This window comes from Novosphingobium profundi (assembly GCF_020524485.1).
Classification (GTDB): Bacteria; Pseudomonadota; Alphaproteobacteria; order Sphingomonadales; family Sphingomonadaceae; genus Novosphingobium; species Novosphingobium profundi_A.
In genome coordinates this window covers 115,627-137,018 of sequence record NZ_JAIVLF010000004.1, presented here as the reverse complement: position 1 = coordinate 137,018, position 21,392 = coordinate 115,627, and the positions used below count along the sequence as shown (strand labels likewise).

Annotated in this window: 23 protein-coding genes; 9 read left to right on the top strand and 14 right to left on the bottom strand. The window is 64.5% G+C overall.

Going from position 1 to position 21,392, the window contains the following annotated elements:
* Nucleotides 1-11 precede the first annotated feature (11 nt).
* The gene (gene tyrS, locus LC060_RS10975; protein WP_226635525.1) at nucleotides 12-1,244 is read right to left on the bottom strand and encodes a tyrosine--tRNA ligase; all 1,233 of its coding nucleotides are present in this window, start codon (nucleotides 1,242-1,244) and stop codon (nucleotides 12-14) included.
* Nucleotides 1,245-1,377: 133 nt separating this feature from the next.
* Between tyrS and LC060_RS10970 the strand changes: the two genes are divergently transcribed.
* On the top strand, nucleotides 1,378-1,923 hold the full coding sequence (locus LC060_RS10970) for a DOMON-like domain-containing protein (protein ID WP_226635523.1): 546 nt from the start codon (nucleotides 1,378-1,380) through the stop codon (nucleotides 1,921-1,923).
* Nucleotides 1,920-3,125 carry an exo-beta-N-acetylmuramidase NamZ domain-containing protein gene (locus tag LC060_RS10965; protein WP_226635521.1) on the top strand — a complete coding sequence of 402 codons (1,206 nt, stop codon included), beginning with the start codon at nucleotides 1,920-1,922 and terminating at the stop codon, nucleotides 3,123-3,125. Before LC060_RS10970 ends, LC060_RS10965 begins: the two co-directional genes overlap by 4 nt.
* Before the next feature lie 49 nt (nucleotides 3,126-3,174).
* Here LC060_RS10965 and ygiD read toward each other — a convergent pair whose 3' ends face one another.
* The 5 genes from ygiD to LC060_RS10940 all read right to left on the bottom strand — a co-directional run bounded on the left by ygiD (nucleotide 3,175) and on the right by LC060_RS10940 (nucleotide 7,582).
* Complete coding sequence (gene ygiD / locus LC060_RS10960) at nucleotides 3,175-3,990, bottom strand: 4,5-DOPA dioxygenase extradiol (protein ID WP_226635519.1); 816 nt, start codon at nucleotides 3,988-3,990, stop codon at nucleotides 3,175-3,177.
* 76 nt (nucleotides 3,991-4,066) lie between these two features.
* The gene (locus LC060_RS10955; protein WP_226635517.1) at nucleotides 4,067-5,245 is read right to left on the bottom strand and encodes a vWA domain-containing protein; all 1,179 of its coding nucleotides are present in this window, start codon (nucleotides 5,243-5,245) and stop codon (nucleotides 4,067-4,069) included.
* A complete protein-coding gene (locus LC060_RS10950) occupies nucleotides 5,245-6,315 on the bottom strand; it encodes a hypothetical protein (RefSeq protein WP_226635515.1) in 1,071 nt (356 codons plus the stop codon). The genes LC060_RS10955 and LC060_RS10950 overlap by 1 nt, the downstream gene beginning before the upstream one ends.
* The gene (locus tag LC060_RS10945) at nucleotides 6,312-6,740 is read right to left on the bottom strand and encodes a GFA family protein (protein ID WP_226635513.1); all 429 of its coding nucleotides are present in this window, start codon (nucleotides 6,738-6,740) and stop codon (nucleotides 6,312-6,314) included. Before LC060_RS10945 ends, LC060_RS10950 begins: the two co-directional genes overlap by 4 nt.
* Entirely contained in the window at nucleotides 6,737-7,582 is an 846-nt protein-coding gene (locus LC060_RS10940) for an AAA family ATPase (RefSeq protein WP_226635511.1), read from the bottom strand. Before LC060_RS10940 ends, LC060_RS10945 begins: the two co-directional genes overlap by 4 nt.
* Before the next feature lie 174 nt (nucleotides 7,583-7,756).
* Here LC060_RS10940 and LC060_RS10935 point away from each other — a divergent pair, with 174 nt between their 5' ends.
* Entirely contained in the window at nucleotides 7,757-8,482 is a 726-nt protein-coding gene (locus LC060_RS10935) for an NYN domain-containing protein (RefSeq protein WP_226635509.1), read from the top strand.
* 9 nt (nucleotides 8,483-8,491) lie between these two features.
* Here LC060_RS10935 and LC060_RS10930 read toward each other — a convergent pair whose 3' ends face one another.
* The 3 genes from LC060_RS10930 to LC060_RS10920 all read right to left on the bottom strand — a co-directional run bounded on the left by LC060_RS10930 (nucleotide 8,492) and on the right by LC060_RS10920 (nucleotide 12,880).
* Entirely contained in the window at nucleotides 8,492-9,304 is an 813-nt protein-coding gene (locus tag LC060_RS10930) for a hypothetical protein (protein ID WP_226635507.1), read from the bottom strand.
* Between the two features lie 302 nt (nucleotides 9,305-9,606).
* Nucleotides 9,607-11,619, bottom strand: coding sequence for a DNA topoisomerase IV subunit B (gene parE, locus LC060_RS10925; protein WP_226635505.1), 2,013 nt, complete (start codon nucleotides 11,617-11,619; stop codon nucleotides 9,607-9,609).
* Between the two features lie 91 nt (nucleotides 11,620-11,710).
* Nucleotides 11,711-12,880, bottom strand: coding sequence for a penicillin-binding protein activator (locus LC060_RS10920; RefSeq protein WP_226635503.1), 1,170 nt, complete (start codon nucleotides 12,878-12,880; stop codon nucleotides 11,711-11,713).
* A gap of 39 nt (nucleotides 12,881-12,919) precedes the next feature.
* Here LC060_RS10920 and rsmI point away from each other — a divergent pair, with 39 nt between their 5' ends.
* A complete protein-coding gene (gene rsmI / locus LC060_RS10915; protein ID WP_226635501.1) occupies nucleotides 12,920-13,747 on the top strand; it encodes a 16S rRNA (cytidine(1402)-2'-O)-methyltransferase in 828 nt (275 codons plus the stop codon).
* Nucleotides 13,744-14,106, top strand: a complete 363-nt coding sequence (locus LC060_RS10910) for a YraN family protein (RefSeq protein ID WP_226635500.1) — start codon at nucleotides 13,744-13,746, stop codon at nucleotides 14,104-14,106. The genes rsmI and LC060_RS10910 overlap by 4 nt, the downstream gene beginning before the upstream one ends.
* Nucleotides 14,107-14,141: 35 nt before the next feature.
* Here the strand turns inward: LC060_RS10910 and LC060_RS10905 are convergent, their stop codons facing one another.
* A complete protein-coding gene (locus tag LC060_RS10905; protein ID WP_226635498.1) occupies nucleotides 14,142-14,351 on the bottom strand; it encodes a hypothetical protein in 210 nt (69 codons plus the stop codon).
* 109 nt (nucleotides 14,352-14,460) lie between these two features.
* Between LC060_RS10905 and gshB the strand changes: the two genes are divergently transcribed.
* Nucleotides 14,461-15,447, top strand: coding sequence for a glutathione synthase (gene gshB / locus LC060_RS10900; RefSeq protein ID WP_226635496.1), 987 nt, complete (start codon nucleotides 14,461-14,463; stop codon nucleotides 15,445-15,447).
* A gap of 39 nt (nucleotides 15,448-15,486) precedes the next feature.
* Nucleotides 15,487-16,089 carry a DedA family protein gene (locus LC060_RS10895; RefSeq protein ID WP_039393755.1) on the top strand — a complete coding sequence of 201 codons (603 nt, stop codon included), beginning with the start codon at nucleotides 15,487-15,489 and terminating at the stop codon, nucleotides 16,087-16,089.
* Here the strand turns inward: LC060_RS10895 and LC060_RS10890 are convergent.
* From LC060_RS10890 to rph, 4 genes are read right to left on the bottom strand one after another with little or no spacing between them, the layout of a single operon-like run.
* Nucleotides 16,086-17,000 carry a tyrosine recombinase XerC gene (locus tag LC060_RS10890; protein ID WP_226635495.1) on the bottom strand — a complete coding sequence of 305 codons (915 nt, stop codon included), beginning with the start codon at nucleotides 16,998-17,000 and terminating at the stop codon, nucleotides 16,086-16,088. The genes LC060_RS10895 and LC060_RS10890 overlap by 4 nt on opposite strands.
* Nucleotides 16,997-18,148 carry a radical SAM family heme chaperone HemW gene (gene hemW / locus LC060_RS10885; protein ID WP_226635493.1) on the bottom strand — a complete coding sequence of 384 codons (1,152 nt, stop codon included), beginning with the start codon at nucleotides 18,146-18,148 and terminating at the stop codon, nucleotides 16,997-16,999. Before hemW ends, LC060_RS10890 begins: the two co-directional genes overlap by 4 nt.
* A gap of 12 nt (nucleotides 18,149-18,160) precedes the next feature.
* Complete coding sequence (gene rdgB, locus LC060_RS10880; RefSeq protein WP_226635491.1) at nucleotides 18,161-18,790, bottom strand: RdgB/HAM1 family non-canonical purine NTP pyrophosphatase; 630 nt, start codon at nucleotides 18,788-18,790, stop codon at nucleotides 18,161-18,163.
* Between the two features lie 24 nt (nucleotides 18,791-18,814).
* Nucleotides 18,815-19,531, bottom strand: coding sequence for a ribonuclease PH (rph, locus tag LC060_RS10875; RefSeq protein ID WP_226635489.1), 717 nt, complete (start codon nucleotides 19,529-19,531; stop codon nucleotides 18,815-18,817).
* 84 nt (nucleotides 19,532-19,615) lie between these two features.
* Here rph and hrcA point away from each other — a divergent pair, with 84 nt between their 5' ends.
* Together hrcA and grpE are read left to right on the top strand one after the other, a co-directional pair.
* Nucleotides 19,616-20,659: a heat-inducible transcriptional repressor HrcA gene (hrcA, locus tag LC060_RS10870; protein ID WP_213501742.1), complete on the top strand. Its 1,044-nt coding sequence runs from the start codon at nucleotides 19,616-19,618 to the stop codon at nucleotides 20,657-20,659.
* Nucleotides 20,660-20,676: 17 nt separating this feature from the next.
* Nucleotides 20,677-21,255, top strand: coding sequence for a nucleotide exchange factor GrpE (gene grpE / locus LC060_RS10865; protein WP_226635488.1), 579 nt, complete (start codon nucleotides 20,677-20,679; stop codon nucleotides 21,253-21,255).
* The last annotated feature ends 137 nt before the right edge of the window (nucleotides 21,256-21,392 follow it).

Below are 21,392 nucleotides of genomic sequence, written 5' to 3'. Positions count from 1 at the left end.
CGTTAGTCGCGTTAGATAGCCTTGAGGATGCCGTGCTTCTTCTTGCCCACGCTGAGCTTGATCGACGCACCTGCGGGCACCTCGATGAGGAAGCCGGGATCATCCATCACCACATCGTCAAGGCGCACGGCACCTTCAGCCACCTTGCGCTTGGCCTCGCCGTTGGAGCCGGTGAAGCCGAGCGCCGTGCACGCCGCGTTGAGGCGCACGCCGTCCGCACCGACTTCCAGGGTCGGCAGATCGTCGCCCAGGCCACCGCCCGCAAAGGTCTGCGCGGCCGTTGCTTCGGCAGCCTTGGCCGCATCTTCGCCGCGGCACAGCTTGGTCGCTTCATTGGCGAGGATCACCTTGGCATCGTTGATCGCGCCGCCCTCGAGCGCTTCGAGGCGGGCGATCTCGTCCAGCGGAAGGTCGGTAAACAGGCGCAGGAACTTGCCCACGTCCCGGTCATCGCAATTGCGCCAGAACTGCCAGTAATCGTAGGCGGGGAGCATGTCCTCGTTGAGCCACACCGCGCCCGAGACCGACTTGCCCATCTTGGTGCCGTCGGCCTTGGTGATGAGCGGGGTGGTGAGACCGAACACGTCGGTGCCGTCCATCCGGCGCGAGAGTTCGACGCCGTTGACGATGTTGCCCCACTGATCCGAGCCGCCCATCTGCAGGCGCACGCCCATCCCTTGCGAGAGGTGACGGAAGTCATAGCCCTGCAGAATCATGTAATTGAATTCGAGGAAGGTCATCGGCTGCTCGCGCTCGAGGCGCAGCTTGACCGAATCGAAGCTCAGCATGCGATTGACGGTGAAGTGCGTGCCGACCTTCTGCAGCATCTCGATGTAGCCGAGCTGGCCGAGCCAGTCGTGGTTGTTGACCATGATCGCATCGGTCGGGCCATCGCCAAAGGTCAGGAAGCGCTCGAAGGCGGTGCGGATCGAGGCGATGTTGCTCTCGATCTTGTCGTCCGAGAGCATCTTGCGCACTTCGTCCTTGCCGGTCGGATCGCCGATGCGGGTGGTGCCCCCGCCCATCAGGACGACCGGCTTGTGCCCTGCCTGCTGCAGACGGCGCAGCAGCATGATCGAGACGAGGTTGCCGACGTGGAGCGAGGAGGCGGTGGCATCAAAGCCCACATAACCCGGAACGACCTCCTTGGCGGCGAGGGCATCAAGGCTCTCGGCGTCGGTCATCTGGTGGATGTAGCCGCGCTCGTCGAGCAGGCGAAGGAGGTCCGATTTGTACTGGGTCATGATGGGAGAGCGCTTAGCCACAGCTTGCGCGCGAGGCAAGAGCGTGGCGGACTGACACGGACGCTTCCATGCCGTCTCGACCTGACCCCCGGCCCGGTCTAGGACGGCTCCTCTAACAAGGAGCGCCAAACCCATGCGACCGCAGACATTTACGCTAGCCTGCCATCCCGCCACGCCCGCGCGAGGGATCGAGGCCGTGACCGGTCGACTGACGCCCGAAGCCGATTGGGTCCGGCTGCGCTGGCGCATCGATGGTGCGCAGGGACTGGTTGTCCCGCCGTTCGCGGGCAAGGGGCGGGCGGACAACCTGTGGCAGACGACCTGCTTCGAACTGTTCGTCGCCAATGCGGAAGGAGAGGGGTATGCCGAGTTCAATCTTTCGCCTTCCGAGCGCTGGGCAGCTTATGATTTCACCGCGTGCCGCGAGGGTATGACCGAGCGGGCCGCGCCGCGCGAGCCGGTGTGTACGATGCGTGTGGGCGAAACCATGGCGATCTTCGATGCGGCCATTCCTCGCGCCGCGCTGCCAGCGATGCCCTGGCGTTGCGGCATAAGTGCCGTGATCGAGGAAGAGGGTGGCCACAAGAGCTACTGGGCGCTGACCCACGCCGGTGAAGCGCCCGATTTCCATGATCCGGCTTGCTTCACGCTGGGAGTTGCGGCACCGCAAGCGGCATGAAATTCGGTATCGATCGTCTCCTGGCAGACCCCGAACTGCGCGAGCCCCTTGAGGGTAAGCGCGTGGCCCTCGTCGCGCATCCCGCATCGCTCACGGCCGATCTCGTCCATTCGCTTGACGCGCTGATCGCGGCCGGGATCAACGTGACCTCGGCCTTCGGGCCCCAACATGGCCTCAAGGGCGACAAGCAGGACAACATGGTGGAGAGCGCGGACGAGCGCGATCCCGTCTACGGCATCCCGGTCTTCAGCCTCTACGGCGAGGTCCGTCGCCCCAGCCCGGCGATGATGGACACGGCCGATGTCTTCCTGTTCGATCTCCAGGATCTGGGCTGCCGTATCTATACCTTCTGCACGACGCTCCTGTACCTGCTGGAAGCCGCTGCGGCGCAGGGCAAGTCGGTCTGGGTGCTCGACCGGCCCAACCCCGCAGGCCGTCCGATCGAGGGGACAAGGCTGATCCCGGGGCAGGAGAGCTTCGTGGGCGCAGGTCCCATGCCGATGCGCCATGGCCTGACGTTGGGTGAGATGGGCTTCTGGTTCAAGCGCCACTACCGCATCGATGTCGACTACAAGGTCATCGCGATGGAGGATTGGCGCCCCTCGCACGGGCCGGGCTACGGTTGGCCCGAGGATCGCATCTGGATCAACCCCAGCCCCAATGCCGCGAGCGTGAACATGGCGCGCGCCTATGCGGGGACGGTGATGATCGAGGGCGCGACGGTCTCGGAAGGACGCGGCACCACGCGCCCACTCGAAGTGCTGTTCGGCGCGCCCGATCTTGATGCCAAGGCGATCCTGGCCGAGATGGAGCGCCTCGCACCACACTGGCTGGAAGGCTGCGCACTCCGCGAATGCTGGTTCGAGCCGACCTTCCACAAGCATCAGGGCACCTTGTGCAGTGCGCTCATGGTCCATGCCGAAGGGGCGTTTTACGACCATGGGGCGTTCAAGCCGTGGCGGCTCCAGGCGCTGGCCTTCAAGGCCATCCGCAATCTCTATCCGGACTATCCGCTCTGGCGCGATTTTCCCTACGAGTACGAATTCGACCGGCTCGCGATCGACGTCATCAATGGCGGTCCGGCGCTGCGCGAGTGGGTCGATGATCCGGCCGCGGTGCCGGGCGATCTCGACGCGCTGGCCTCGGCGGACGAGCAGGCCTGGCACGCCGAGGTGGCCGACCTGCTGCTCTACCGGGACTAGGCCCTAGCGTGACTGGGCGCGATCGGCCCAGCCCGCTAGGGCTGGGCGATCAGGCGACTGCGGGCGCAGCTACCTCGTTCAGGACACTCGGGTTACCGAGCATGTACGAGGTCATCGAAAGCGCGCCGTCGATGCTGTCGTTGAACACGCCGACTTCGTCCTCGGGCAGCCTTGCACCGACCGCATAGAGCAGCGGCAGGTAATGCTCGCCCGAGTTGATCGCGTTCGCTGCGGCCTGGTCGTCGCGGGCGAACTGCGTCAGCGCGGCGTGGTCGTTCGCGATCACGGCGGCGTTGATGCGCTCCTGGAAGGCGGTCGCCCAGTCCGGCTTCGTACCGTGGGTGGCGTGGTATAGGCGCAGGTTGTGGACGACATTGCCACTGCCCACGATCATAACGCCTTCACGGCGCAGGGGGGCAAGGCGGCGCGCCAGTTCGAGGTGCTGTTCGGGTGAGAGCGAATGGTTCACGCTCATCGCAAGGACGGGAATATCGGCCTCGGGGAAGAGCGGGCGCAGGACGCCCCAGACACCGTGGTCAAAGCCCCAGCTGGCGTCGCCACGCACGGGGATGTCTCCCGCCAGTTCAAGTACTTTGTCATGCAGCTCGGCCGCGAGTGGCGCGGGATACTGCATATCGTAAAGTTCCTGAGAAAATCCACGGAAGTCATGGATTGTACGCGGAAAATCACCCTCGGAGATGCGTGTAGTCCCCTGGCTCTCCCAGTGCGCCGTAATCGTCAGGATCGCCTTGGGACGTTCCAGCAGTGGGCCCAGGGCTTCGAGGAAACGACGTTCCGGGTTGTCGGTGATCATGGTCATGGGCGAACCGTGGCCGATGAAGAAGGCAGGCTGTGCGTGTGTCATGGCGCCAAGATGGTCCCATGCGTGGCCGCGATCAATCCAGCGCTCTTGCATACCCCCTATGAGCTTTTGCGCAGGCTCACTTCTTGCGAGTGAGGGTACGCATGGCCTCGTCGAGACCGCCCAGCGTCAGCGGGAACATGGCGCCGCCCACCAGGTCGCGCAGCATCTGGGTGGAGGGCGTGTAGCTCCACTGGCGCTCAGGCACCGGGTTCAGCCAGACCGTCGCCGGGTAGGTCTGGACCACCCGGCGCATCCAGGTCGAGCCGGGCTCCTCGTTCATATGCTCAACCGAGCCGCCCGGATAGCTGACCTCGTAAGGGCTCATCGCGGCATCGCCCACGAAGATCACCTTGTAGTCATGCCCGTACTTATGGAGGATATCCCAGGTCGGAATGCGCTGCGACCAGCGCCGGCGGTTGTCCTTCCACACGCCTTCGTAGAGGCAGTTGTGGAAGTAGAAGAACTCCATGTTCTTGAACTCGCTGGTGGCCGCACTGAAGAGGTCTTCCATCATCTCGATGAAGGGATCCATGGATCCACCGACGTCGAGAAAGAGCAGGACCTTCACGGCATTATGACGCTCGGGCCGCATCCGGATATCGAGCCAGCCCTGCTTGGCTGTGCCCCGGATCGTCGCGTCGAGATCGAGCTCCTCAGCCGCACCTTCGCGGGCAAAGCGGCGCAAACGGCGCAGCGCCACCTTCATCGTGCGCGTGCCCAGTTCCTTGGTGCTGTCGAGGTTGGCGAACTCGCGCTTTTCCCAGACCTTGATCGCGCGCTTGTGCTGGCTGGTGCCGCCGATCCGAACGCCTTCGGGGTTGTAGCCCGAGTGGCCGAAGGGTGAGGTCCCGCCGGTCCCGATCCACTTGCTACCGCCCTGATGGCGCTCCTTCTGCTCCTCCAGGCGCTTCTTGAGCGTGTCCATGATTTCGTCCCAGTCGCCCAGCGATTGGACGCGCTCCATCTCCTCAGGGCTGAAATAGCGTTCGGCGAGGCGCTTGAGCCACTCCTCCGGGATATCGACCGGCTGCTGGCCGGTATTGGTCAGGACACCCTTGAAGACTTTCTGGAAGACCTGATCGAAGCGATCGATAAGCCCTTCATCCTTCACGAAAGTCGCGCGGCTGAGGTAGTAGAACGCCTCGGGGGTCTGCTCGATGACCTCGCGCTCGAGCGCTTCCAGGAGGACGAGATGCTCCTTGAGCGATGCCGGGATACCGGCCGCGCGAAGTTCGTCGATGAAGTTCAGGAACATCAGCTGGCTTCCTCATCACTCAAGCCCGATGGCAGAGTGATCGTCGTATCGGGGGAACCACGTGTTGCCGAGGAGATAGGTTGTCCCTTGTAGATCTGCGCCACCACCTGGCTGACGGCAGGCAGGCGCGTGAAGCGCGGAAAGGCATAGGCGTGATCGACGGTGCGTACCGTCATCTGAAAGGAAGGGCTCAAAGAGCCGCTGATCGCGCCGGACAAGGTCTCGCGCCCCACACTTGCGGTAGTCCCACTATCGCCAACGGCTACGATGTAGCTGCTGCGCGTTCCCTTGGAGCGGTAGACGCCATATTCCGATGTCGAACTTGGATCGCGGCACCAGTCCGCATCCTTGGGGGGAAGTGCGCCGCTGTCGTAGGTTTCATCCTTGTTCGTCAGATTGATCGTGGCCCCGAGCAGCGCGTCCATCATGGTCGGCTTGTAGAACTTTGCGGCTTTGTTCGGGAGTGGCTTGGTGCACGCGAGGATCGGATAAGCCTTGGGTGCACCAATGGGCGCGCGAGGCGCGGAAAGCTCTTCCACGAAGGTGGACAGCCGGACATCGAGAGCATCTGGATCCAGGCTGTGCGAGGTCATGCGGACGGCCAGAAGCCAGTCGGCAAAAGGATATATCGCGATACCTGTGGACTTGGCGCTCGTGCCCGAAAGTGGTCCCACGGAGCGGATTCCGGCCGAGGGCTGGCCGCTGGGCGGTGTGAACGTACTCGTCCTTGTCTGGCTCGTGTCCAGGGTGCCGAGTTCTCCCCTTTCTATAAATGCAAGGATGCGATCATGCCAGACCGAGGCATCGGCAAGCCCTGCGTGAAACAGATAGACGGTGGCCTCTGTTTGCGTCGCGCCATCGGAATAGGCTGCCGTGACATCCAGTTCGGCATTGCCATAGTCCTTCATGGCGATCCGTTCGAAGCGGGATACCTGGGGCGCGAAGACGAATTTGGTCTGGGCGTGGTGCCAGTCGGCCTCGACGTCGACCTTGATGGGATCCGCATGGGCGGACGCGGGCGCCAGCGCGAAGGTGAGGCTTGCGAGCAGAACAGGGCGGACTCGGATCATGTCGCCGGCTTTGCAACAGGCGGCTGGCCCGGCCATTGCTTCACCTGCGGATCGAAATAGGCCCAGTCGGGGGCATCGCTGGTCCAGATGATGGCGTTGATGGAAAGATCCGCGGCATCATCCAGCACGCCAAGGCGGACGACTTGAGCCCCGCCGCGACTGGAATTGCGCGCAAAGACAGGGGTGCCGCAGGCAGCGCAGAAGCCTTGCTCGACGGTATTCCCGCTCGCGGCCTCATAGCCACGCCACGTGACGTCACCGCTGACAGTCATACCTTCCGTGCGGAAGAGACCGTTGCAGGTCGCATTTCCCGCTGCGGCCTTCTGGCACTGGCGGCACCAGCACTGGCGCACCCAGAGCGGCTCGCTTGCAATCGTCAGCGTGACCGCACCGCAGTTGCACGCGCCATGATAGGGCGCGCTCATTCGCCCCGCCGCGCCATGAAGGCGAGCCTTTCGAACAGCATCACGTCCTGCTCGTTCTTGAGCAGCGCGCCATGCAGGGGCGGGATCGCCTTGCCCTTGTCCTGTGATTGCAGGACCTCCAGCGGCATGTCCTCGTTCATCAGGAGCTTGAGCCAGTCGAGCAACTCGCTGGTCGAGGGCTTTTTCTTGAGGCCGGGGACTTCGCGCAGTTCGTAGAAGATCTCCATCGCGCGGCGCACGAGGGTCTTCTGGATGTCGGGGAAGTGCACGGCGATGATGGCTTCCATCGTCTCGCGCTCGGGAAACTTGATGTAGTGGAAGAAGCAGCGGCGCAGGAAGGCGTCGGGCAGGTCCTTCTCGTTGTTCGAGGTGATGACGACGATGGGGCGCTCCCGCGCGGCCACGTGCTCACCCGTCTCGTAGACATCGAAAGCCATGCGATCGAGTTCGGCAAGGAGATCGTTGGGGAATTCGATGTCGGCCTTGTCGATCTCGTCGATGAGGAGGACCGGCAGGCGTTCGCTGGTGAAGGCCTCCCACAGCTTGCCCTTGCGGATGTAGTTGGCGATGTCGTGGACCCGCTCGTCGCCCAGTTGTCCGTCGCGCAGGCGTGCCACCGCGTCATACTCGTAAAGGCCCTGGTGTGCCTTGGTGGTGGACTTGACGTTCCACGTGATGAGCGGCGCATCGAGAGCCGCCGCGATCTGTTCGGCCAGGACCGTTTTGCCGGTACCCGGCTCTCCTTTCACCAGAAGGGGCCGGCGCAGGAGCACCGCGGCATTGACCGCGACCTTGAGGTCATCCGTCGCGACGTAATTGCTCGTACCTTCAAAACGCTGCATCGCCTGTCCTCAATTCCCCTGCTCGGATTTCTGGCAGGCAGTTTGTGCGTTGCACAAGGTCTTGGCAAGAGGGGGAGCCTAGAGCGGAGAGCGTGCAACCCGAAGCGCTTCGAGGTATTGTGAACAAAAGAAAAGCAGGCTTCGCAAGAGGTCGCCAACGAACGAGGAATACGCGTGGCCCATCGCCCCAACAGCCGCAGTCGCAATATCGCCCTCCTGATCGATGGCGACAACGCATCGCCCTCCACGTTGGAAAGCGCTCTTACGATCCTGGGGGATCTTGGAACCGTGAATATCCGGCGCATTTACGGCAACTGGAGCAAGCCCGGCCTCAAGGGCTGGTCTGAGTTGGTCCATCGCTATGCGCTCGAACCGCAGCAGCAATTCGATGTGACCAAGGGCAAGAACGCCACCGACATGAAGATGACCATCGATGCGATGGACCTGCTCTATGGAGGTCATGTCGACGGGTTCGGGCTCATGACCAGTGACAGCGATTTCATGCCGCTTGCCATTCGCATCCGGCAGAACGGCACGCCGGTTTATGGCTTTGGGACGGACCGAACACCTGAGGCGTTCCGGGAGGCCTGCACGCGCTTCATCGACCTCGGCGCCTTGAATGCCGAGAAGGATGCCAAGGTCGCCGATCCGGAGGTCGCAGTCGCCAAGCCGCAGGTCGAGGATGCTCTGGTCGAATTGCTGGGCGATGCGTGGAAGGCCAGCAAGCGCGACGATGAAGGCTTTGCGAGCCTCTCTGAAGTCGGGCAGAGGGCCGCCAACCGCTCCAGCTTCGACGCACGTAGTTACGGCTTCTCACGCCTGTCCGAACTGGTGCAGAGCCTGCCGCAGTTCGCCATCGACCAGCGTGAGAACGGCGTCTTCGTCAAGCGAATGCGCTGATAGGCAGGGTCAGGGTTTCTTTCCGGGATCGTCCTTGGGCTTTCGCAGCGCCTTGCGGAAAGCCCAGAAGGCGGCAAGGAGCGCGGTGGCTCCCGTCAGCACGGCGGTGAGGACCTTGAACACCTCGGGCAGGTCGCGAAAGGTATCCATCGTCGCTTGCCATGTCGTCCGTTCGATGCGGACCTGCTCGATATGCATTGTCGGCAGGAGCGCATAGCGCGTGCCGTCGGCCGTCACCCCCATCACGACGGTGCGCAAGGCAAGCTCCTGCGCGCCATGCCGCAAGGGCGTGACCGCCCACTCCCACGTCGTTGCAGTCCTATCGCTGACTGTTTGTTCGGCCGGGTTCATCGGCTCTATGTGGAACCCATCACCTGTGAGTTCGGCGCGCATGATCCGCCCGACGATGGGGGTATAGGTCTCGATAGTACCGGGTTGGCCTGCCAACTCGTCCTGCGGCGTTCGGGGGCGGAGGGCCATTTCCTTCTCGGGCTCATCAGGCCGTGTTTCTGCAGGAAACCCGATCGACAGCCGGATGTTCACCGTCTCATCCCGCATCAGTTCCTCGGGCACATTGAAGGCGGCGGTGCCTTGCCTTGCCTGCTCCATGGCGCTGGTGAGGTCGGCGCAGTCTTCCAGTGTCAGGCGCCGCCCCGCCACGTCGCAAAAGGTTGTCTCTCCCGGATCGGCAGGAGCCATCAAGGCTTCCTCGGGGACGTCACTCGCCATGGAACTGCTGGTAGCCCCATCCATCGCGGTTTCATTGCAAGCGGACACCGCGATGGCCAGAGCAAGGCCCAGAATGTGTCGTGCGAATGCCATGAACACCTCCGATGCAGCGGGTGTCGGATGGTCAACATAGCACGTCGACAGGCGGGCCGCACCTGTTCGGCTGGGAGCTAACAATCGTTTTCATGTTTCGCGAGGGAGCCACGAAGATCAGTCTAAGGGAGAAATGCAATTAGAAGGAGACTTCCGAGGGCCAACGCCCTCGGGCTCCCGATACTGTCGAGCTCCTCTTGCGCACGCTTCCCTTTGCCCGAGTGGCAAATTTGCAGACTAGGCGGGCAAGGCGCGAGTATCCCTTGAAGTTCGACTATTCTTTGCCGTCGACAGGCTTGAAATTAGGCGTCGATCAGGTCGCGATCGACGTCGCCTGCGCGGTTCTGGATGAACTGGAAGCGGTGCTCGGGATTGCGGCCCATGAGGCGGTCCACAAGGTCCTTGACCACGGCACGGTCCTCGTACTCGGCGGGCAGGGTGATGCGCACCAGCGAGCGGCTGGCCGGCGCCATGGTCGTCTCGCGCAGTTGCTGGGGGTTCATTTCGCCAAGGCCCTTGAAACGGCCAACCTCGACCTTCTTGCCCTTGAAGACGGTGGATTCGAGTTCGGCGCGGTGCTCGTCGTCGCGCGCGTAGGCCGACTTTGAACCATGGGTCAGGCGGTAGAGCGGCGGCTGGGCAAGGTAGAGGTGCCCGCGCCGCACGATTTCGGGCATCTCCTGGAAGAAGAACGTCATCAGGAGTGTCGCGATGTGCGCGCCATCGACGTCGGCATCGGTCATGATGATGATGCGGTCATAGCGCAGGTTGTCCGGGTTGCAGTCCTTGCGCACGCCGCAGCCCATGGCCAGCATGAGGTCGGCGATTTCCTGATTGGCGCGGATCTTGTCAGCACTCGCTGAAGCGACGTTGAGGATCTTGCCGCGGATGGGCAGGATGGCCTGCGTCTTGCGGTCGCGCGCTTGCTTGGCCGAGCCACCGGCGCTGTCGCCTTCGACGATGAAGAGTTCCGTATCGCCATCGCCTTCGCCCGAACAGTCGGTCAGCTTGCCGGGCAAGCGGACCTTCTTGGCGTTGGTCGCGGTCTTGCGCTTGACCTCGCGCTCGGCCTTGCGGCGCAGGCGCTCTTCCACGCGCTCCAGAATGGCGCCGAGCAGCGCCTTGCCGCGGTCGAGGTTGTGCGAGAGGAACAGGTCGAAGTGGTCGCGCACGGCGTTTTCAACGAGGCGGCTCGCCTCGGTGCTGGTGAGGCGGTCCTTGGTCTGGCTCTGGAACTGGGGATCGCGAATGAAGACCGAGAGCATGATCTCCGACCCGGTCACCACGTCGTCAGGCGTGATGTCCTTGGCCTTCTTCTTTTCGCCGATAAGTTCGGCAAAGGCGCGGATTCCCTTGGTCAGCGCGGCGCGCAGACCCTGTTCGTGGGTGCCGCCATCGGGCGTGGGGATGGTGTTGCAGTACCAGGAATAGGCACCGTCGGAATAGAGCGGCCAGGCAATTGCCCATTCGACGCGGCCCTGTTCCTGCCCCGTATCGTTCTCCGGGAAGTCCTGTGAACCGGAGAAGAACTCGGCGGTGACGCAGGAGCGCCCCTTGATCTGTTCGGCCAGGTGATCGGCAAGGCCTCCCGGGAACTGGAAGGTGGCTTCGGCGGGCACGTCTTCCGAGGCAAGAGCGGGCGCGCACTTCCAGCGGATCTCCACCCCGGCGAAGAGGTACGCCTTGGAGCGCACCAGCTTGAAGAGGCGCGCGGGCTTGAATTTCAGTTCGCCGAAGATCTCGGTGTCAGGCGTGAAGGTGACCGCGGTTCCGCGCCGGTTGGGCGCCGCGCCGATCTTCTGGATGGGCCCGAGCGTCTGGCCCCTGGAAAACTCTTGCGCGTAGAGTTCCTTGTTGCGCGCGACCTCCACCCGGGTCTTGGTCGACAGGGCGTTGACGACCGAGATGCCCACACCATGCAGACCGCCCGAGGTGGCGTAGGCCTTGCCCGAGAACTTGCCGCCCGAGTGCAGCGTCGAAAGGATTACCTCGAGCGCCGACTTGCCGGGATACTTGGGATGTTCATCGACGGGGATACCGCGCCCGTTGTCGGTGATGGTGATCCGTCCGGCGGTGCCGGGTTCCTCTTCGAGAGTGACCTCGATGCGGTTGGCGTGGCCAGCGACGGCTTCGTCCATCGCGTTGTCGAGGACTTCGGCCGCGAGGTGATGCAAGGCACGTTCGTCGGTGCCGCCGATGTACATGCCGGGGCGCCGGCGGACCGGCTCGAGCCCCTCCAGGACCTCGATCGCCGAGCCATCGTAGGTTTCACCGCTGCCCGCGCCGGGCATGTTCTCGAACAGGTTATCGGACATGCCCGGTGTATAGGGCCCGTTTTGTTCCGCAATCAAGCGGCCATCGCCGCTTTTTCCGCCATTGTGGCGCAATGCGGCGAAACCGGCCGGTTTACTTGTCGAAGCGGGTCGGGGCAGGGCTCACGACACGGACCGAACCGGAACTGACTTCGCGCACTTCCAGAGCGCGTTCGACGACACCGCCCTTGCTGAAGCGGAACGGTCCGTCGAGGCCGAGGAAGCCGTCGGCCGAAACGAGGCTGGCGGTGGGGAACTTCGAACCCTGCTTCCAGTCGCGGGCGACACGCAGCGTCAGGAGCACCGCGTCGTAGCCCAGCGTCGCGATGCGATAGGGCTGTGCGCCGAAGCGGCTCTTGTAGCTGGAGGCAAACTGCGAGAAGCGCTGGTCGGAAACGGTCGCGAACCAGGCGCCCTGCAGCGCAGGGGTCGTGGCGAGGCGCTTTTCGCCGCCCCACAGTTCAGTGCCCAGAAGGCGGACCGAACCGGTGTCTTCACCGGACTTGAAAGTTGTGGCGGCCTGCGCCGAGAGACTGCCGCTGTCGGCGATGAGGAGCGCGCCATAGCCCTTCTTGGACTGGATGCGCTCCGCTGCAGCCCGGATCGAGGTGGGCGAGCGTTCGTAGGATTCCATGGCGATGACGGCGCCGCCGTTGGCGCGCACCGCCGACATGAGCGCCGAACTGGTGCGCTCGCCATAGTCGCCGCGCGGGATCAGCGCGGCGAAGGCCGAGATGCCCTTGGAGTGGGCGTACTCGACAGTGCGGGTGACAGACTGGCCGGGCAGGTTGCCCATGACGAAGACATTGTCCGAGGCCATCTTTTCATCGTTCGAGAACGAGATGAGCGGCACGCCCGCTGGCCGTGCGACGTTGTTGACCGAGACGATGTTGTCCGAGAGGAGGGGGCCCAGGATCAGCTGGTTGCCATCGGACAGGGCGCGGCGCGTAGCACCCGAGGGATCGCTCGCGGTGTCGTAGGTCGTGATGCGCAGGTTCGAGGCGTTGGTGTCGAGAAGGGCCATCGTGGCTGCGTTCGCAATCGACTGGCCGACTTCGGCATTGTTGCCGCTGGTGGGGACCAGGAGAGCCACGCGGTGGTGCGCGGTGTCGGTCGGGAGCGTGCTTTGCGTCGGCTCGGGTTCGGGCGGAAGATCGGGCGCCGTGGTCTTGGGAACGACGGTACAGCCAGCGACGAGGGTCATTGCCGCCGCGGCGAGCAAGTTGCGCCGATTGGTGAAACTTTTCAGGCGCATGTCGAACATTGCTTGCCGCTCCCGTAGTGCTTGGGCATGAGTCCCGCGATGGAACATTCTTTAGATCCCGGCCTCTATATAGTGGCAACCCCGATTGGCAACCTTGGCGATATCACGATGCGTGCTGTCGACGTGCTGCGGGGTGTGGAGGCGGTCGCGTGCGAGGATACGCGCATTACGGGCAAATTGATGCACCACCTGGGCTTCAAGACCCGGCTCATCCGCTACGACGACCACGCGGGCGAGGGCGACCGCGAACGGTTGCTCGCGCTGATGGCCGAGCACCCCGTGGCGCTTGTCAGCGATGCAGGAACTCCGCTCATTTCCGATCCCGGCTATCGCCTCGTGCGCGAGGCGCGCGAGCGCGGCATCGCTGTCACCAGCCTGCCGGGACCGAGTGCCGCAGTGGTCGGGATGACGCTATCGGGCCTGCCGAACGACCGTTTTCTGTTCGCAGGGTTCTTTCCCAACAAGGCCAAGGCGCGCGAAGATGTCCTTGCCGAACTGCGTTCCGTGCGCGCGACACTCATTTTCTATGAAACGGCACCACGCCTCGAGGCGGCGCTGACGGCGATTGCGACACATCTGCCCGGACGCGAGGTGTCGGTCGCGCGCGAGTTGACCAAGAAGTTCGAGGAATGCCGGACCGGTCTGCCGGAAGATATCGCCGCGCACTATGCGGCCCATCCGCCCAAGGGCGAGATCGTGCTGATGATCGCACCGCCTTCGGACGCGCCGGACGAGGCGCTCGATGTCGATGCGCTGCTGCGCTCCGAGCTCGAGGTGTCGAAGGCCTCGCAGGCCGCAGCCAAAGTGGCCAAGGCAACGGGGCTCGACCGCAAGACGCTTTACGCGCGGGCTCTGGAACTGCGGTGAGCGCCCGCCGCGAACAGGCGGAACGCGATGGACGGCGCGGCGAAGCCTGGGCGGCATGGTATCTGCGCCTGAAGGGATGGCGCGTGGTCGCCCGCCGGGTGAAGACCCGGCGCGGTGAAATCGATCTGGTGGTGCGGCGCGGGCGGACCTTGTGCTTCGTCGAGGTCAAATGGCGCCGGAACAGGGCCGATCTCGATCATGCGATTGACGCCTGGCGGCTACGGCGCGTGGCCGACGCGGCGAATCTGGTGGCAAGTCGATATGAAAAAACCGGCGACAGCGTGCGGATCGATGTCCTGTTACTGTCGCCGGGATGCTGGCCGCGCGTGATCGAGAATGCCTGGATGCCGGGATCCTGAAGGCACCGGTCACGCGGGCCGGCGGGGGGCTCGTGTCAGGCGTGCGGCTTGGGCTCGTCGTGATGCTCGCCCTTTTCACCTTCGTGATGACCGTCCTCGTGGTGGTCGCCCTTGTCGGCGTCCTCGTGGTGGCCCTCGTCCTTGTGGCCTTCCTCATGGTGATCCGGCTCGGCGGCCACAGCGAGAGGCGCGAGGCCCGAAACCGCGAAAAGGCTGGCGAGAAGGGTCAGGGTGGTCTTGTTCATGTGGTCCGAAACTCCCAAGAAGTGTGTTGCTTCGCAGCGATAACTACTCGCGTTGCCCCATGATTCGCTTTAAGCGGCCTCCCGGTAGGAACCCTCAGGACTCGATAATATGACCTTGCGCATTGCCGTACAGATGGACCCGATCGAAAGCGTCAACATCGCGGGCGATTCCTCGTTCGCACTGATGTTGAGCGCGCAGGCGCGCGGGCATGAGCTCTTCCACTACGACGTGCGCACGCTCGCCTACGACACCAATGAAGGTGCGGCCGGAAAGCTCACCTGCTGGGGGGCGCCGATTACCGTTCAGCCCGTGGAGGGGGCCCACTACGTGCGCGGCGAGTACCGCCTGATCGACCTCGTCAAGGACATCGACGTGGTGCTCATGCGCCAGGATCCGCCCTTTGACCTTGGCTACATCACGGCCACGCACCTTCTCGAACGGCTCGAGGGCCAGACCCTCGTCGTCAATGATCCGGCTTCGGTGCGCAACGCGCCCGAGAAGGTCTTCGTCCTCGACTATGCGCGCTTCATGCCGCCGACCTTCATCGCGCGCCGTATCGAGGACGTGAAGCGCTTCCAGGCTCAGATGGTCGACAAGGGCCTTCCCGGCGACCTCGTCGTCAAGCCGCTCCACGGCAATGGCGGCAAGGCGATCTTCCGCGTGCCTGAAGACGGCAGCAACCTTGGCGCACTGGTCGAGATGTTCCAGAACGCCTGGGTTGAGCCGTTCATGGTCCAGCCTTTCCTTCCCGGCGTTGCCGAGGGTGACAAGCGCATCGTGCTCGTCGATGGCGAGGTGGCGGGTGCGATCAACCGCAAGCCGGGCGAGGGCGAGTTCCGCTCCAACCTGGCCGTCGGCGGTTCCGCTGAAGCCTGTACGCTCAGTTCGACCGAAGAAGAGATCTGCGCGGCGATGGGGCCGGAACTCAAGGCGCGCGGCCTCGTTTTTGTGGGTATCGACGTGATCGGGGGCAAATGGCTCACCGAGATCAATGTGACATCGCCCACGGGCATCGTGGCTATCGACAAGTTCAACGGCACCGATACCGGCGCCAGGATCTGGGATGCCATCGAGGCCCGCCACGCGGCGATGTAAACCCGCTTCTCGGGGGAGGGGCAGGACGGAGACCGCTTCGTGAGCGACCTCATCTACGACGTCATCCGCGAGGGTGGCTATTTCGGCGTCTTCGTGTTGATGGCGCTGGAGAATATCTTCCCACCCATCCCTTCCGAGCTGATCATGGGGCTTGGCGGCCTGGCGGTCGCGCGCGAAGACATGAGCTTTCTGCCGCTGCTCTGCTGGGCGACGGCAGGGGCAACGCTCGGCAACTACGTCCTCTTTCTGGGCGCGCACCGCATGGGTTATGAGCGGCTCCACCCCTTCATCGACCGCTGGGGCCGCTGGCTGACGCTGGACTGGAACGATATCGAGCGCTCGAGCCGCTTCCTCAAGCGGCATGGGCACTGGGTCGTACTTGGACTGCGGCTCCTGCCCATGTTCCGCACCGTTGTCTCGATCCCGGCGGGCCTTGCGCATATGGGCCATGTGCGCTTCCTGGCTTTTACCGCCATTGGTACCGGAGCCTGGAACGTGGTCCTCATCATCGGGGGAGCCTGGCTTGGCCGCACTCTCCAGCACGCCGAGGACTGGCTGAGCGGGAGCGCGCTCGCGCTGATCGCAGTGGCGCTGGTGTGGTACGTCTGGCGGATCGTGACCTGGCGGCGAGGGCGCTCCTAGCTCTCGCTCTCACGCGGGTGGGCGTTGCGGTATACGTCGAGCAGGGTCGCGGCATCGACCTGCGTGTAGATCTGCGTCGACCCCAACGAGGCGTGACCCAGCAATTCCTGCAGCGAGCGAAGGTCCGCACCGGCGCCCAGCAGATGCGTCGCAAAGCTGTGGCGCAGGGCGTGGGGCGTGGCCGTCTGCGGTAGACCCAGGACCGTGCGCGCCCGCGCCATCGCCTTTTGCACCATGCCCTGCGAAAGCGCTCCGCCCTTGGCGCCGCGAAACAGCGCGGTGTCGGCTGAAATCGGCCAGGGACATTTGGCAAGATAGTCCTCGATGGCTGCGCGCACGATGGGAAGGATGGGCACGACCCGCTCCTTGCTGCCCTTGCCCAGCACGACAAGGCGGTCGCCGAGCGGCATCACCTTGCCCGTCAGCGAAAGCGCCTCGGAGATGCGCAGGCCCGAACCATAGAGCAGGACCAGGACCGCGCGGTCGCGCGCGCCGATCCAGTCGTCTGTGGCCAGTTCGTCCGCCATGCTGGCAAGGTTCACGGCCTCGTCGGGCGTGACCGGGCGGGGGATACCTTTCTTCACGCGCGGGCCGCGTACCCGGGGCGGGGCAGCCATGGCGTCACCTGTCTGCTGGCGCGCGAAAGTCAGGAAAGCCTTGAGCGCGGAAAGCTCGCGCGCGGCCGAGGCGTTGCCGATGCCCCCGGCGCGGCGCGCGGCAAGATGACGGCGCAGGTCCTCGCTGGTGCACCGGGCAAGCTCGGCCCAGGTCACGCTCGCGGCGATGTCCTTGCCCAGGAAGTCGAGCAGCCGCGCGGCAGTCGCAAGATAGGCGCGGGTCGTGTGGGCGCTGCGGCGACGGGCCTGGGCGAGGTGGTTTCCCCAGGCCTCAAGCACGTCGGCGCGGGTCACACCGCCACCAGGTCTTCGGGAACGATCTCGGCGAGGAGCCCGTCGAGGAGCGGCATGCCCGCCTCTGTCACGCCCATCCGGCTGCCGTCCTGCCACACGAGCCCCTGCCGTTCGTAGAACGTGGCCTTGTCGGCATGGCACAAGGCGCTGGCCGGAAGGCCGAAACGCTGGGCGAGATGGGCAAGGTCGATCCCTTCGCGCAGGCGCAGGCCCATGAGCATGGCTTCGGAGGTCTGTTCGGGCACCGCAAGTGCGCGTTCCTCGACGATGCCATGGTCCGCGCTTGCAAAGGCGTTGAGCCAGTTTTCCGGCTTGCGATGGCGGACCGTCGCGGCGTTCGCGCGCCGGCCGTGCGCGCCGGGGCCGATCCCGCAATAATCCTCATACCGCCAATAGGTGAGGTTGTGGCGGCTTTCCTCGCCCGGGCGGGCGTGGTTGCTGATCTCGTAAGCGGGAAGGCCTGCCGCTGCCGTACGCTCCCGCGTGAGGGCGAACATGTCGGCGCAGGCGTCTTCGTCCAGCGGCGTGAAATCGCCCTTGCGGACCATCGTCTCGAACTTCGTGCCCGGCTCGATGGTGAGCTGGTAGAGCGAGAGGTGTCCGGTGCCAAAGCCAAGCGCACGCTCCAGTTCGGCGTCCCACTGCTCCAGTGTCTGGCCGGGGCGTGCGTAGATGAGGTCGAAACTCACCCGCGCGAACTGGGCCTGCGCGACTTCGAGCGCCTTCAGACCCTCCGAAACATCGTGCAGGCGCCCCAGGAAGCGCAAGGTCTCGTTGTCGAGGGCCTGGAGGCCGAGCGACACCCGGTTGATCCCGCAACTCGCGAGCGCGGCGTAATTCGCTGCCTCGATCGAGGAGGGGTTGCCTTCCAGCGTGATCTCGATGCCCGGTGCAAAGCCCCACAGGTCCTGCGCCTCGCGCAGCAGCCGCTCGACTAGGGCAGGGGGCATCAGCGAGGGCGTGCCGCCGCCAAAGAAGATCGAATGGAGCGGCTCGCTCCCGGCAAGGGCATGTTCATGGCGCATGTCGGCCAGCATCGCGGCCTCCATTGCGCCATTGTCCACGCGGTCGCGGACATGGCTGTTGAAGTCGCAATAGGGGCACTTTGCGAGGCAGAACGGCCAGTGGATGTAGAGTGCGCGCGCCATGATCGGCCCAGCTTAGCTGCCGAACTGCTCCGCGACCAGCTTGGCGAAGGCATCGGCGCGGTGGCTCATCGCCTGCTTGTCGGCGGGTTCCATCTCGGCGAAGGTCATGGTCTTGCCCTCGGGCACGAACACCGGGTCATAGCCGAAGCCGACGCGGCCGCGCGGAGGCCAGGAAAAGGTGCCATTGACCCGGCCCTCGTAGACCACTTCCTCGCCATCGGGCCAGGCAATCGCCAGCGTGCAGGAGAACCAGCAGGAGCGGTCGGCATCGGGGCCCTTTTCGGCGAGCAGACCCTCGACCTTGCCCATCGCCATGAACCAGTCGCGGCCCGGTTCGCCTTCAAACCACTGCCGCTCGGCCCAGTCGGCGGTATAGACGCCGGGACGGCCATCGAGCGCGGCGACCGAGAGGCCGCTGTCATCCGAAAGTGCGGGCAGCTGCGCGGCCTTGGCCGCCGCGTGCGCCTTGATGAGAGCGTTCTGGGCAAAGGTCGTGCCGGTCTCTTCCGGCTCGGGCAGGCCAAGCTGGCCCGCCGAGACGCATTCAAGGCCATAGGGGGCGAGGAGGGCGCCGATTTCCTTCAGCTTGCCCGCATTGTGCGTGGCAATGACGAGCTTTCCGCCCTGGAGCTTGCGGGTCATGGGATCCCTCCTCGTGTCTTTAGCTTACTTGCCGACAGCCTTGGCCTGCGCGGCGAAGATCTGGTCGCAACCGATCTTGGCGAGGCGCAGCAGGCGCAGGAGGCCTTCCTCGTCGTATGTCGCGCCCTCGGCGGTGGCCTGGACTTCGGCGATCTTGCCGCCTTCGATCAGGACGAAGTTGGCATCGGCATCAGCCGAGCTGTCCTCGATGTAGTCGAGGTCCAGCACCGGGGTGCCCTCGCAGATGCCGCAGGAAATCGCGGCGACGCGGCCCTTGATGGGATCTTCCTTGATCTTGCCCTCTTCCATCAGCTTGTCGACGGCGAGGCGCAGCGCCACCCAGGCACCCGAGATCGAGGCGGTGCGGGTTCCGCCATCGGCCTGCAGCACGTCGCAGTCGAGGACGATCTGGCGCTCGCCCAGCTTCTTCATGTCGACGACAGCGCGCAAGGAGCGGCCGATCAGGCGCTGGATTTCCTGCGTGCGGCCCGACTGCTTGCCCTTGGCGGCTTCGCGGCTGCCACGGGTGTGCGTGGCGCGCGGGAGCATCGAGTATTCGCCCGTGACCCAGCCTTCACCCTTGCCGCGCAGGAACGGTGGGACCTTTTCCTCGACCGAGGCGGTGACCAGCACGCGCGTGTCGCCGAACGAAATCAGCACGGAGCCCTCGGCGTGCTTGGTGAAACCGGTCTGGATGTCGATGGTGCGCATCTCGTCGGATGCACGGCCGGAAGGACGCATGGATTTGCCTTTCTCTATTTTCGAGCCGCCCCTACGCGCATTGGGCTTGAGGCTGCAAGAGCAGAGCCTAAATTGTCACGCATCATGCCCACACCGCCCATCACCGAACTGACCACCCGCGCCCGCGAAATCTTCCGCCTTGTCGTGGAGGGCTATCTCGACACCGGAACCCCGGTCGGCTCCAAGGCCCTGGCCGGGGCAGGGGGCGTCAACCTCTCGCCCGCCTCGATCCGGTCGGTCCTCGCGGACCTTGAATCGCTGGGGCTGCTGGCCGCGCCGCATACCAGTGCGGGACGCCTGCCGACCGAGGCGGGCTTGCGTCTCTTCGTCGATGGCATCATGCAGATGGCCGAGCCCAGCATCGAGGAGCGCCAGGCGATCGAGCGCGGGCTTTCCGCGCCCGGCCCCATCGAGGCGGCACTGGAGGCGACAAGCTCGCTCCTTTCCAACCTGACCTCGAGTGCAGGTCTGGTGATGGTTCCGCGCCGCGAGCCGCGCCTCAGCCATCTCCAGCTTGTGCCGCTGGCGCCGGGGCGGGCGCTGGCGGTCGTCGTGGGGGACGATGGTGCGGTCGAGAACCGCGTGGTGGACCTTCCCGACGACCTGACACAGGGAAGCCTGGAGCAGGCCTCCAACTTCATCAGCGCACATCTCAAGGGCCGCACCTTCGGAGAGGCGACCCGGCTGATGCAGGCCGAGATCACCTCGGGCAAAGCGGAACTGGATGCGGCGAGCCGCGAACTGGTCGAACGCGGCATTGCGGTGTGGAGCGAGGACGCGCTGGAGCGCCCGGTCCTGATCGTGCGCGGGCAGGCGAACCTGCTCGATGAAAGCACGCTTTCGGACCTGGAGCGTGTCCGCTCGCTGCTCGATGACCTTGAAAACAAGCAGTCGGTTGCCGAACTGCTGGAGAGTGCGCGTGAAGCGCGCTCGACCCGCATCTTCATCGGCTCGGAAAATCGCCTCTTCGCGCTTTCCGGGTCCTCGGTGATCGCCTCGCCCTATCGTGATCGCGATGGCAAGGTGGTCGGCGTGGTGGGGGTTATCGGTCCGACGCGGTTGAATTACGCGCGGGTCGTCCCCATGGTGGACTTCACTGCCCGAAGTCTGGGCAAGCTTATCGGATAGCTGGAACCATAGAAGACATGACTGACGACAAGACTCAGCCGCCGGTTGACCAGGAAGTGGCCAAGGAACTGGACGGCGTGCCCGAAGAGATGCTCGACAACAGCGAAGCGGACGGTGACGGCGTGGAAGACGAACTTGCCAGATTGCGTGAAGAGCTGGAGACGGCCAAGCAGGAAGCGCTCTATGCGCGTGCCGAGACGCAGAACGTGCGTCGCCGTCTGGAGAAGGACATCGCGGACGCCCGCAACTACTCCGCCACCAGCTTCGCGCGTGAGATCCTTTCGGTCTCCGACAACCTCGCCCGTGCGCTTTCGGCCATTCCCGCCGACCAGCGCGAGGACGAGAAGATGAAGAACATCGTCACCGGTATCGAGGCCACCAACCGCGAGATCGACAAGGTGTTCACCAACCACGGCATCACCCGCATTGCGGCGATGGGCCTCCCGCTCGATCCCAACCAGCACCAGGCGATGATCGAGGTTCCCTCGGCCGATGCCGAGCCGGGCACGGTCGTGCAGGAACTCCAGGCCGGGTACATGATCAAGGACCGTCTCCTGCGTCCGGCCATGGTGGCCGTGGCCAAGAAGCCGGACTGATCGAGAGCATCCTCGCAGGCCGTTTCGGCGGCTCGAAACACGCAAAGGCGCAGATGGGCACAGGCTCGTTTGCGCCTTTGCTGTTTGCGGGCGGCGGGGGCCGGGGAGAAAAAGTCAGGAACTCTTGCGGATAGGTC